The 12,103-nt window shown below is 65.1% G+C and carries 11 protein-coding genes; 2 read left to right on the top strand and 9 right to left on the bottom strand.

Features of this window, described 5'->3' with window-relative positions; translation table 11 throughout:
* Nucleotides 1-84: 84 nt before the first annotated feature.
* The 9 genes from PYR64_RS06180 to argC all read right to left on the bottom strand — a co-directional run bounded on the left by PYR64_RS06180 (nucleotide 85) and on the right by argC (nucleotide 9,697).
* Nucleotides 85-822 carry a maleylpyruvate isomerase family mycothiol-dependent enzyme gene (locus PYR64_RS06180; RefSeq protein WP_275778926.1) on the bottom strand — a complete coding sequence of 246 codons (738 nt, stop codon included), beginning with the start codon at nucleotides 820-822 and terminating at the stop codon, nucleotides 85-87.
* A gap of 77 nt (nucleotides 823-899) precedes the next feature.
* The gene (argH, locus tag PYR64_RS06175) at nucleotides 900-2,378 is read right to left on the bottom strand and encodes an argininosuccinate lyase (RefSeq protein ID WP_039240662.1); all 1,479 of its coding nucleotides are present in this window, start codon (nucleotides 2,376-2,378) and stop codon (nucleotides 900-902) included.
* Nucleotides 2,375-3,580 (bottom strand): argininosuccinate synthase, encoded by a 1,206-nt coding sequence (locus tag PYR64_RS06170; RefSeq protein ID WP_018779118.1) that lies wholly within the window; start codon nucleotides 3,578-3,580, stop codon nucleotides 2,375-2,377. The genes argH and PYR64_RS06170 overlap by 4 nt, the downstream gene beginning before the upstream one ends.
* Nucleotides 3,581-3,651: 71 nt before the next feature.
* Entirely contained in the window at nucleotides 3,652-4,188 is a 537-nt protein-coding gene (locus PYR64_RS06165; RefSeq protein ID WP_039240660.1) for an arginine repressor, read from the bottom strand.
* A complete protein-coding gene (argF, locus tag PYR64_RS06160; protein ID WP_275778922.1) occupies nucleotides 4,188-5,189 on the bottom strand; it encodes an ornithine carbamoyltransferase in 1,002 nt (333 codons plus the stop codon). Before argF ends, PYR64_RS06165 begins: the two co-directional genes overlap by 1 nt.
* The gene (locus tag PYR64_RS06155; protein ID WP_275778920.1) at nucleotides 5,186-6,526 is read right to left on the bottom strand and encodes an acetylornithine transaminase; all 1,341 of its coding nucleotides are present in this window, start codon (nucleotides 6,524-6,526) and stop codon (nucleotides 5,186-5,188) included. The genes argF and PYR64_RS06155 overlap by 4 nt, the downstream gene beginning before the upstream one ends.
* Complete coding sequence (argB, locus tag PYR64_RS06150; RefSeq protein WP_110505802.1) at nucleotides 6,523-7,485, bottom strand: acetylglutamate kinase; 963 nt, start codon at nucleotides 7,483-7,485, stop codon at nucleotides 6,523-6,525. The genes PYR64_RS06155 and argB overlap by 4 nt, the downstream gene beginning before the upstream one ends.
* Before the next feature lie 5 nt (nucleotides 7,486-7,490).
* Entirely contained in the window at nucleotides 7,491-8,657 is a 1,167-nt protein-coding gene (gene argJ / locus PYR64_RS06145) for a bifunctional glutamate N-acetyltransferase/amino-acid acetyltransferase ArgJ (RefSeq protein WP_039240658.1), read from the bottom strand.
* Nucleotides 8,654-9,697, bottom strand: a complete 1,044-nt coding sequence (gene argC, locus PYR64_RS06140) for an N-acetyl-gamma-glutamyl-phosphate reductase (RefSeq protein ID WP_193589708.1) — start codon at nucleotides 9,695-9,697, stop codon at nucleotides 8,654-8,656. The genes argJ and argC overlap by 4 nt, the downstream gene beginning before the upstream one ends.
* 168 nt (nucleotides 9,698-9,865) lie before the next feature.
* Here argC and PYR64_RS06135 point away from each other — a divergent pair, with 168 nt between their 5' ends.
* Together PYR64_RS06135 and PYR64_RS06130 are read left to right on the top strand one after the other, a co-directional pair.
* Nucleotides 9,866-10,954: an acyl-CoA desaturase gene (locus tag PYR64_RS06135; RefSeq protein ID WP_018779111.1), complete on the top strand. Its 1,089-nt coding sequence runs from the start codon at nucleotides 9,866-9,868 to the stop codon at nucleotides 10,952-10,954.
* Nucleotides 10,955-11,039: 85 nt separating this feature from the next.
* On the top strand, nucleotides 11,040-12,005 hold the full coding sequence (locus tag PYR64_RS06130) for a quinone oxidoreductase (RefSeq protein WP_275778919.1): 966 nt from the start codon (nucleotides 11,040-11,042) through the stop codon (nucleotides 12,003-12,005).
* Nucleotides 12,006-12,103: the final 98 nt, after the last annotated feature.

Below are 12,103 nucleotides of genomic sequence, written 5' to 3'. Positions count from 1 at the left end.
CGTGAGGAAGCGACCAGACCAAGCACGCGGAACGTGAGCAAGCGTCCGCACCAAACACGCGGAACGTGAGGAAGCGTCGGTGGACTAGCGGGCAGCGGGTTGGGCGGCCGGCCAGGGCAGAAGTTCGGGCAGTTCGACGCCGTCGGCGGCCGCAGTTGCCCGGAGGCTGCCGAGGCTCGGTTCGCGACCCGCCAACCACGCTGCGACGTCCGTCAGCATGCCGGTGATCGCAATCGACGTGCCACCGCTGCCGATGCTCAGCTGCGGAAGGCCGGTGGGCTGAAGGACCAGCTTGTATTTCCCGGGCACGCGCGCGGCCAGGAAACCCACGAGGTGTTCGCAGAACGGGCGGCTCCAGGTCTCCGGTCCGAATCCCAGACGCAGGTCCGCGGCATGGATGGTGAGTTCGCGCCACAGCGCCAGGCCGCCGTCGAGGACTGTTCCGTCCCGATAGGCAATCCGGGCTTGCCAGTCGTCAGGACCCAAGGCGTCGAATGCGGCGAGGGCGGAATCCAGCGCAGCGGTGACGGACTCCGTGTGCTGCGCAAGGCTGTGACCGGCGGCCAGTTCAATCGCTTTCGTGCGTCCTTCCATGCCGCCGTCGTACAGTTCGATGGTTCCTCCCCGGCGTGCATATTCGAGCTGGCGTGCCATCGCGTCGGCAATGCCCCTGACATGGGCAAGGACGTGTCCACGGGTCCAACCGGGAAGTTCCGAGGGTTCGGCTACGGACGCGTCGTCCATTTTGGCAAGGAGTCGGGTGACGGTGCCGGCGGCTTTGTGAAGCTCTGCGGGCAGCGTCTCTGGGGTGATCCGGGTCATATCGCCATGCTAACGCAGAGTTAAACGAAGAGCGGGACGGCGCCTTCAGGCACCGTCCCGCTCCCGGCGGACGAGGGTTACAACGCGTAGGAGCGCGCTGCGTCCAGTTCAGCTTCCAAAGCAGCCAGTTGGCGTTCGACGGCGGCCGGTGCGGTTCCGCCTTGCGAGTTGCGGCTGTTGAGGGAACCTTCGGTGCTCAGCACAGAGCGGACCTCGGGCGTGAGGTGCTCCGAAATCGCTGCGTACTCTTCGTCCGTGAGATCCCACAGTTCCACGCCCCGGCCTTCGGCCTGCTTCACCGCTGCCCCGGAGAGCTCGTGCGCCTCGCGGAACGGAACGCCCTGGCGGACCAGCCATTCGGCGATATCGGTCGCCAGCGCAAAGCCCTGGGGTGCCAGTGATTCCATCCGCTCGGTGTTGAACGTGAGCGTGGCGATCATGCCGGACACGGCCGGGAGCAAGAGCTCCAGGGTGTCTGCGGCGTCGAAGACCGGCTCCTTGTCTTCCTGCAGATCGCGGTTGTACGCGAGCGGCAGGCCCTTGAGCGTCGCGAGGAGGCCGGTCAGGTTGCCGATGAGGCGTCCCGCCTTGCCGCGCGCGAGCTCGGCAACATCCGGGTTCTTCTTCTGTGGCATGATCGAGGACCCCGTGGAGTACGAGTCATGCAGCGTGACGAAGGAGAACTCCTTGGTGGCCCAGAAAATGACTTCCTCGGAAATCCGGGACAGGTCAACGCCAATCATGGAGCAAACCCAGGCGAACTCGGCAAAGACATCACGTGAAGCAGTGCCGTCGATCGAGTTGTGCACGGCCGAGAAGAAACCGAGGTCCGCGGCGACAGCCTCAGGATCCAGCCCAAGGGACGAACCAGCCAAGGCACCGGAACCATACGGCGAAACACCGGCGCGCTTGTCCCAGTCCTGGAGCCGCTGCACATCGCGCAGCAAAGCCCAGGCATGGGCCAGCAGGTGGTGGCTCAGGAGAACCGGCTGGGCATGCTGCAAGTGGGTACGGCCAGGCATGGCGACACCATGGTGTGCCTTTGCCTGCTCAACGAGGGCATCGATGGTGGCAAGGACGCCCTGGGCGATGATCCGGGCGTGGTCCCGCAGGAACATGCGGCCAAGGGTGGCCACTTGGTCGTTGCGTGAACGGCCGGCGCGGAGCTTGCCGCCCAACTGGGTCCCGGCACGCTCAATCAGTCCGCGTTCCAGTGACCCGTGCACGTCCTCGTCGCTCTCGGCCGGGAGATAGGCGCCGCTCGCGACGTCTTCGTCCAACTGCGTGAGGGCTGCGAGCATGCCTTCGAGCTCGGCGTCGTCCAACAGTCCGGCCTTGGCCAGCACGCGGGCGTGGGCCTTGGAACCGGCGATGTCGTAACGGGCAAGCCGCCAATCAAAGTGGGTGGACTTGCTCAGTGCGGCCAGCGCATCCGCGGGGCCGCCGGCGAACCGGCCGCCCCACAGTGCACCTTCATTTGTCCCTGAACGCTCCCCTACCTCGCTACGCTCGGCCGCCGGGGACCCCTGCGTCCCGGGGCCCTGCTGCGGCGTCACTCGCCTGCGACGCGGAGGTCGCGGCCGGAGGCTACCTTCGAGGACATGCCCCACAGCTCGATGAAGCCGCGTGCCATGGACTGGTCGAAGGTGTCGCCGGTGTCGTAGGTGGCGAGGTCGAAGTCGTAAAGCGAGGTCTCGGAGCGACGTCCGTTGACGACTGCCTGGCCGCCGTGCAGGACCATGCGGATGTCACCGGAGACGTACTTCTGGGTGTCCTCGATGAAGGCGTCCAAGGAGCGCTTGAGCGGGGAGAACCACTGTCCGTCGTACACGAGTTCTGCCCAGCGCTGGCCAACGGTGGCCTTGAAGCGGGCCTGCTCGCGCTCGATAGTGATGTCCTCGAGGTGCTTGTGCGCGGTGATCAGCGCCATGGCACCCGGGGCTTCGTAGATTTCGCGGGACTTGATGCCCACAAGGCGGTCCTCGACGACGTCGATGCGGCCAACGCCCTGCGCGCCCGCACGGCGGTTGAGTTCCTGGATGGCCTGCAGCGGGGTGACCTTGACGCCGTCGATGGCTACCGGCACGCCGGCCTGGAAGGAAATGGTGACCTCGTCCGGTGCCGGCGGGAATTCCGGGGTGGCGGTGTAGTCGTAGATGTCCTTGGTGGGAGCGTTCCAGATGTCCTCGAGGTAACCGGTTTCGACGGCGCGTCCCCAGACGTTCTGGTCGATCGAGTACGGGTTCTTCTTGGTGGTCTCGATAGGCAGGCCCTTTTCCTCAGCGAAGGCGATGGCCTTGTCGCGGGTCAGTGCGAGGTCGCGGACAGGTGCGATGCACTTCAGGTCCGGGCCGAGGGTCTGGATGCCGACTTCGAAGCGGACCTGGTCGTTGCCCTTGCCGGTGCAGCCGTGGGCAACGGTGGTGGCGCCGAATTCGCGGGCAGCCTTCACCAGGTGCTTCACGATGACCGGACGGGAGATCGCCGAAACCAGCGGGTAGTGTCCCTGGTAGAGCGCGTTGGCCTTCAGCGTCGGCATGGCGTACTCGTTGGCGAACTCGTCGCGGGCGTCCGCGACGTAGGCCTCGACGGCGCCGCAGCCGAGGGCGCGCTGGCGGATGGTCTCCAGGGACTCGCCACCCTGTCCGACGTCAACGGCCACGGCGATGACCTCGGCACCGGTGGCTTCACCGATCCAGCCGATGGCTACGGACGTATCAAGGCCACCGGAGTAGGCCAGAACAATGCGCTCAGTCACGAGAGTGCTCCTTTGTTGTTGCTTGGTTCATTCGAATCAAATGCTGTGTGAATCAGTGCTGTGTAAAGCAGTTAGTTGCCGGGGCCGGCTTCCTCGGCCATCCGCAGGAATCTGGCCGCTAGCTCTGCCCCGCCATCGGGATCCCGTGCGACCAGCAGCAAAGTATCGTCGCCTGCGATCGTACCCAATACCGACGGCATCACGGAGTGGTCAACGGCCAGTGCCAGGAAGTTCGCTGCCCCCGGCGGGGTGCGGAGCACCACGATGTTGCCCGATGCCTCGGCGGTTACCAGGAGTTCGCCGCAGAGCCGGGTCAGCCGCGCGTCGAGAATTTCCTGGGTGACCCCGCTCTTGGCGTTGCGGTCGCCGCCCTCCCCTGGCACGGCGTAGACCAATGCTCCATCCTTGCCGCGGACGCGCACCGCGCCCAGTTCCACGAGGTCGCGGGACAGTGTGGCCTGGGTGACCTGCACGCCGTCGTCCGCGAGCAGGGCTGCAAGCTCTGCTTGGGAACGCACGGACTCACCCGTCAGGATCGCAGTGATGCGGGCCTGTCGGGCGGTCTTGGTGGCCGGGCTTGCGCCCGGCACGGACGGGTTGGCGGACACTAGAACGTGCTCTCCCTGGTGCCTTCGACGGGAGAGAGACCCTCAACGAACGCAAGCCCGGAGCGGTGCATCAGCCAGGCCATGAGGGCCTTCTGGGCGTGGAGCCGGTTCTCTGCCTCATCCCAGACGATGGACTGCGGTCCGTCAATGACGCTGGCCGAAATCTCGTAACCGCGGTATGCCGGGAGGCAGTGGAGGACGACGGCGTCCGGCGCGGCCTGCGCCATGGCAGCCTCGTCCACGGAGTAGTCGCGGAACAGTTGCAGGCGTGCTTCCTTCTCCGCTTCCTGGCCCATGGACACCCAGGTGTCCGTTGCCACGACATCTGCACCTTTGAGGGCTTCGGCGGCATCGCTGGTGATCAGGACGGAACCACCGGTTTCAGCGGCGCGTTCTTCTGCGGCCGCCACGATTTCCGGTGCCGGGAGGTAGCCTTCGGGACCGGAGATGCGGACATGCATTCCCGCGGTAACTCCCGCCAGGAGGTAGGAGTTGGCCATGTTGTTCGCAGCATCGCCCAAGTAGGCCATGGTCAATCCCGCGAGCTCCCCCTTGTGTTCCTTGACGGCCAAGAGGTCGGCAAGGAGCTGGCACGGGTGGTAGTCGTCGCACAGGGCGTTGATGACGGGGACCTTGGAGTTTTCCGCCATGGCCACCAGGCCCGAGTGGGCTCCGGTGCGCCAGACAATAGTGGAGACCATGCGCTCCAGGACCTTCGCGGTGTCCTCCACGGATTCCTTGTGACCGATCTGCGCTTCACCGGGATTGATGATCAAGGCGTTGCCACCCATGTCGGCGATGCCCGTGGCGAAGGAGACGCGTGTCCGGGTGGACGTCTTGTCGAAGATCACCGCGACCGTCTTCCGGCCGTTGCCTTCCCCGGCGAAGGGCTGCACGCTGTACGGCGCGGCCTTCATCCGGGCTGCGAGTTCCAGAACCTCGGCCTGCTCAGCCGGGCTCAGGTCGGTGTCTTTGAGGAAGTGACGGGTGGAAATGCTCACTTGTTGTCCTTGGAAGTCGTGGCCTTGGCCGTGGAGATCAATGCCGGCAGGGCGGTCAGGAACCGGTCTGCCTGTTCGATGGTCAGGATCAGCGGGGGCGCCAGGCGGATGGTCCGCGGGCCGGGGCTGTTAATGATGAATCCGGCATCCAGGGCCGCTGTCACCATGGCCGGTGCTACGTCGGCGTCCACGTCAAAGCCGATGAGAAGGCCTTCTCCGCGGACTTCGGTCACAGCCTCATGTGCGGCGAGGCCGTCGCGCAGGTGCGCTCCAACAGCGAGCACATTCTGCAGGACACCCTGGCTTTCGATCGCGTGAAGCGTGGCAAGCGCGGCGGCGGTGGCCACGGGGTTTCCGCCGAAAGTGGTGCCGTGCTGCCCGGCCGTGAGCAGGGCCGACGTCGTACTGCCGAACGTGACCAGAGCTCCTACGGGGAAGCCGCCACCGAGTCCCTTGGCGAGGGTCACGGCGTCGGGCACGATGCCCGCGTCTTCGCTTGCCAACCATTTGCCGGTGCGGCCGATGCCGGTCTGGACCTCGTCCAGAATCAGCAGCGCGCCCGCGGCGCTGGTGGCCTCACGGGCAGCCCGCAGGAATTCGGTACTGAGGGGCCGGACGCCCGCTTCGCCCTGGATCGGTTCCAGGAATACGGCCGCGGTGGAATCGTCGACGGCGGCGCGCAAGGCGTCGATGTCGTTGAACGGGATGTGGACCACGCCACCGGGCAGTGGCTCGAAAGGCGCACGGTAGGCCTCTTTGGCAGTGAGCGCCAAAGCACCCATGGTGCGGCCGTGGAAGGCGCCTTCAAGGGCAATGATCTTGGTGCGCTTGCCGTCGGCGTTGTTCCGCCGCGCGAGCTTGAAGGCCGCCTCGTTCGCTTCCGTGCCGGAGTTCGCGAAGAACACCTTGGACCCGGCCGGTGCCTTGCTCAGGGACAGCAGCTTCTCGGCAAGGGCAATCTGGGTGGGGCTGGTGAAAAAGTTGGAGACATGGCCCAGCGTGGCCAACTGGCTGCAAATCACCGAGGTGACGAACGGGTGGGCGTGGCCCAGCGCGTTCACAGCGATACCGCCCAGGAGGTCCAGGTATTCCTTGCCGTCGGCGTCCCACACAAGGCAGCCGGCGCCACGGACAAGAACCCGCTGCGGGGTCCCGAAGACACCCATGAGCGACGACGAGTACCGGGCAAGCCAGTCCGCACCTGAGCTCTGGGAAACGAGCGTGGTCGCGGCAGCCTCCGCAGCGATGGGGGCCCCGCCCGCTTCGCGGTGCCCGACCACACCCGGCCCCCCATCGCTGCTGCGGCTTTCGGCGGTATGGCTCAGTTCCGTGCTCATGCGTTCACTTCCTCGTCGGGTACTACCTGGGTGCCGATGCCCGCCGTCGTAAAGGTTTCCAGCAGCATCGAGTGCGGCAGGCGGCCGTCGACGATGTGTGCGCGTTCCACGCCTTCGTCGATGGCCTTCAGGCACGCGGCCATCTTCGGGATCATTCCGGACTCGAGGCGGGGCAGCATTTCACGGAGTTCGGAGGCCGTCAGGGAGGAGATCAGCGAGGACTTGTCCGGCCAGTTGGCGTAGAGGCCTTCGACGTCGGTGAGAATGACCAGCTTGGTGGCGCCCAAGGCTGACGCTACCGCGGCTGCGGCGGTGTCCGCGTTGACGTTGAGGACCTGGCCTGTGGTCTGGAAACCGTTGCCTTCCTCAGTGATCTCGGGGGCGACCGTAGAAATCACGGGGATGCGGCCGGCGTCGAGGATGTCTGTGATACCAGCGGGGTCCACGCCGACGACTTCGCCCACCAGGCCGAGGTCGACTTCCTCGCCGTCCACCACGGTGCCGGTCCGGACGGCGCGCAGCAGTCCACCGTCTTCGCCGGACATGCCCACCGCGTACGGTCCGTGGGAGTTGATGAGGCCAACGAGTTCGCGTCCTACCTGGCCCGTGAGGACCATGCGGACAACGTCCATGGCTTCGGGGGTGGTGACGCGCAGGCCGCCTTTGAACTCGGACTCGATGCCGAGCCGGCCCAGCATTGAGTTGATCTGGGGACCTCCGCCGTGGACCACCACCGGGTGGATACCTACGTGGTGGAGGAACACGATGTCCTCGGCAAAGGCACGCCGAAGGTCATCGTTGACCATGGCGTTTCCGCCGTACTTGATCACCATGGTGGTGCCGGCGAAACGCTGGATCCAAGGCAGTGCCTCGATCAGCGTGCCGGCCTTGTCCTGTGCTGATTCGGCCGAGACGTAGCCCGGTGCAGTCTTCTCGCGGGTGTGCGCAGTCATCGTCATTCCGCTCAGCTCGAGTAGGCGCTGTTCTCGTGCACGTAGTCGTGCGTGAGGTCGTTGGTCCAAATAGTCGCTTCGGCGTCGCCGGCCTGGAGATCAATTTCCACGAGCACTTCGCGCGGTTCGAGGTCCACCAGGTTCCGGTCATCACCGATCGCACCGTTGCGGCAGATCTGGATGCCGTTCATGGCGACGTTGAGCTGGTCCGCTTCGAACACAGCGTCGGTGGTTCCTACGGCGGACAGCACGCGGCCCCAGTTGGGGTCTTTGCCGAAGATGGCCGCTTTGAAGAGGTTGGAGCGGGCCACGGAGCGGCTGACGGTTTCAGCGTCACGTTCGCTGGCGGCATTGAAGGTGCGGATGGCGATGTCGTGGCTGGCACCTTCGGCGTCGCCGATCAGCTTGCGGGCAAGCTCAGCGCAGACGGCGGTTACCGCTTCGCTGAGTTGCTCTGCCGACGGCAGGGCCTCGGAAGCACCTGAAGCGAGCAGCACCACGGTGTCGTTCGTGGACATGCAGCCATCCGAGTCTGCACGGTCGAACGTGACGCGCGTGGCGTCCCGGAGCACTACGTCGAGCTCGTTCGCAGGTACTTCAGCGTCGGTGGTAAGGACCACCAGCATGGTGGCCAGGCCTGGAGCCAGCATCCCCGCACCCTTGGCGATACCGCCGACGGTGAACGGCTTGCCTTCTGCATCCTTACCCGCGAAGACAGCTTCCTTGGAGACGCTGTCCGTGGTCATGATGGCGGTTGCCGCGGCTGCGCCACCGTCCTCGGAGAGCTCCTTGGCGGCGGCTTCGACACCCGGGATGATCTTGTCCATGGGCAGCTGCTCGCCGATCAGCCCGGTGGAGCACACCACGACGTCGGAAGCTGAGATTCCCAGCACCGCCGCCACTTTCTCAGCGGTTGCGTGGGTGTTCTGGAAGCCCTGCGGGCCGGTGCAGGCGTTGGCGCCGCCGGAGTTCAGCACTACGGCATCCACGCGGCCATCGCTGACAACTTGGCGGGACCAGTGAACAGGGGCAGCTGCCACGCGGTTGGAGGTGAAAACCGCGGCGGCCGCCTTGGACGGACCATCGTTGACGACGAGTGCCAGATCCGGCTTGCCTGAGGCCTTGATGCCGGCTGTGATGCCGGCGGCCCGGAATCCCTTGGGTGCGGTAATGGTCACGGTGCAACTCCCTGCAGGTTCAGGCCGGCTGTTTCGTCCAGGCCGAGGGCAATGTTCATGGATTGCACGGCTCCGCCGGCTGTCCCCTTGGTGAGGTTGTCGATGGCGCAGGTGACGATGACACGGCCGGTGTGCTGGTCGAACGCCAGCTGCATGACGGCATGGTTGGAACCCTGCACCGACTTGGTGGTTGGCCACTGGCCCTCGGGCAGCAGGTGCACGAACGGTTCGTCGTCGTAGGCATCCGCCCACGCCTGGCGAAGCTCGGCTTCAGCGACACTGCGACCATCCTGCAGCCGCACTTTCGCTGTAGCAGTGGTGAGGATGCCGCGGCTCATCGGAGCGAGCGTAGGGGTGAACGACACTGTCACGGATTCCCCTGCCGCATTGGACAGTCCCTGTTCGATCTCGGGCGTGTGGCGATGACCGCCACCCACGCCGTAGGGGCTCATGGAACCCATGACCTCCGAGCCGATCAGGTTGACCTTGGCCGCTTTGCCGGCACCTGAGGTGCCTGAGGCGGAAACAATCACGACGTCGTCCGGCTGGAGGAGATTGTTGGCGAACCCTGGCGTCAAGGCCAGCAGGGCCGACGTCGGATAGCAGCCAGGCACGGCGATCCGGGTTGCGCCCTTGAGAACCTCGCGCTGGCCCGGCAGTTCGGGCAGGCCGTACGGCCAGGTGCCCGCATGTTCGGAGCCGTAAAACTTCTCCCACGCTGAGGCGTCCTGCAAGCGGTGGTCCGCGCCGGCGTCGATGACTACAGTGCCTTCCGGCAACTGTGCCGCGATCCCGGCAGAGGTGCCGTGCGGCAGGGCCAGGAACACAACGTCATGGCCGGAGAGGTTCTCCACCGTGGTGTCTTCCAGTATCCGGCTGGCCAAACCGTGGAGATGTGGCTGCAACTCCCCTAGTCTGGAACCGGCGTTGCTGTGTGCGGTAATGGCACCGATGGTGACGTTCGGATGGCCCGCAAGCAAGCGCAGCACTTCTCCCCCGGCGTAGCCGCTGGCACCGGAGACGGCAACAGAAATAGTCATAACTCCACTATACAGCAAGAATATTCATGCTGTCCGATATTTATGCATGCCCAATGTGAGCTGTCACATTTGTTAGGACATTGCGCGTATGCTTAGTGGAGGGTGATCCAGACCGTGCAGTCCGAACGTCGGCTGCAGCGTTGCCCGTTAGCGATACGGGGCACATATATGGCACCCACGTCCACCGCTGAGCGCCCCAAAGCACGCGCAATTCAGCCAAATCCCGTCGTTCAGAGCTACTCAGAGCTCCTCAAGACCGTCAAGTCCGCAGGGCTCCTTGAGCGCCGCAGCGGCTTCTACATCTGGGTTTTCGTAGCCCTGATACTGCTCATGGCCGGCACCTGGCTCGGCTTCGCCCTCTTGGGCGAGTCCTGGTACCAACTCCTCATCGCCGCCGCAGTCGGTATTCTCTGCACACAGCTCAGCTTCCTGGCCCATGAGGCCGGACACAAGCAGATCTTCGCTTCACGCCGCGCCAACGATTGGTCAGCCCGTCTCCTGGCCACAGGCATTGCCGGCATCAGCTACTCCTGGTGGGAACAGAAACACGGCGCCCACCACAACCACCCCAACGTCATTTCCAAGGACCCCGACATCCGGAACAACGCCTTGGTCTTCTACGAGGATGCAGCAGCAGAACGCAAGGGCCGCCTGGCGTTCCTCACGAAGAAGCAGGGGTGGTTCTTCTTCCCCCTCCTGACGTTGCTTGGCCTGAGCCTTCAGTTCGACTCGCTTCGTTTCGTGCTCGGCAAGCAGAACGTACGTCACCGCTGGGTAGAGGCACCCATCCTGCTGGCAAGGCTCACGGCCCTTCCCGTACTGGCTTTCACCTTCCTGCCCATCGGGATGGCTTTTGCCTTCCTCGGTGTCCAGATCATGGTCTACGGCTTCTACATGGGAGCTTCGTTTGCGCCGAACCACAAGGGCATGCCCGTCCTCCCCAAGGACAGCCGCGTGGACTTCCTCAACCGTCAGATCCTGACCTCGCGCAACATCTCCGGCGGCATCTTCATGGACTTCCTCCTGGGCGGACTCAACCGGCAGGTGGAGCACCACTTGTTCCCGGACATGGCCCGCCCCCACTTGTACAAGGCCACAAAGATCGTCCGCGAATTCTGCGCCAAGCATTCGATCTCCTACACCGAAACCACGCTGATGCAGTCCTACGGCATCGTGGTCCGGTACCTGAACGAAGTCGGCCTGGCAGCGGGCCGCGGATTCGATTGCCCCGTGGCATCGACGCACGGACGCTTCTAGGCGTTCGACACGGGAGGCCCCAACCTCCCTAGGATGGGTTCTGGAACCGGGCACCGGAAGGTCCGCCCCGGAGTAAGGAGCCACCATGACGCACGCAATCGTTGCACAGCAGCCCGGAGGACCGGAGGTCCTCGAGTTCGCTTCCGTCGAAGTACCGGCACCGGGCCCCGGGCAGCTGCTGATCAAAGTCGCAGCTGCCGGGGTCAACTTCATCGAGACCTACCAGCGCAATGGCACCTACAAGGTGGACTACCCCTTCACCCCCGGCGCCGAAGCAGCCGGCGTCGTGGAGGCGGTAGGCGAGGGCATTGAAGAGTTTGCCATCGGCGACCGCATTGCCACGGCCGAAGGAACCAGGACCTACGCGGAGTACGCCCTGGTGGACGCCGCCAGGGCGCTCCCGGTTCCTGCCGGCGTCGATGACCACACCGCCGCCGCCCTGCCGCTGCAGGGAATAACGGCCCACTACCTGATGAACTCCTCTTTCCGGGTTGAGCCCGGCCACACGGTGCTTCTGCACGCCGGAGCCGGCGGAGTAGGCTTGCTGTTGACCCAACTGCTGAAGGCCCGCGGGGCCCGGGTCATCACCACCGTGTCCTCCGACGAGAAGGCCGATCTGTCCACTCTCGCCGGGGCTGATGACGTCCTGCGCTATGAGGGCTTCGCCGACAAGGTCCGTGAACTCACCGACGGCGAGGGCGTCAACGTCGTCTACGACGGCGTTGGCAAGGACACCTTCGATGACTCTCTGAGAAGCCTGCGGATCCGTGGGGCCATGGTGCTGTTCGGCGCAGCCTCGGGACCGGTGCCGCCGTTTGATCCACAGCGGTTGAACGCGGCAGGCTCGTTGACACTCACCAGGCCCACCATGGCGCACTTTGTACAGAATGCCCAGGAACGCCGGTGGCGCTCGGCCGAAATTTTCGACGCCGCAGCCAACGGCACTCTTGCTGTCAGGGTCGGCGCCACGTACCCCCTGGCCGAAGCGGCCCAGGCCCACAGGGACCTGGAGGGACGCCGGACCACCGGCAAGGTCCTGCTGGTCCCGTGACGGCCGGCTTGTCCCATGACGACCGGCTTGTCCTGTGACGACTGGCTTGTCCCGTAGGGGCAGCGCCCGTCCCCAAACTCCCAAACTCCCGGTGACGT

Origin of the sequence: Paenarthrobacter sp. Y-19 (assembly GCF_029223985.1) — a bacterium.
Taxonomy (GTDB): Bacteria; Actinomycetota; Actinomycetes; order Actinomycetales; family Micrococcaceae; genus Arthrobacter; species Arthrobacter nicotinovorans.
This window is presented reverse-complemented; position numbering and strand designations above follow the sequence as displayed.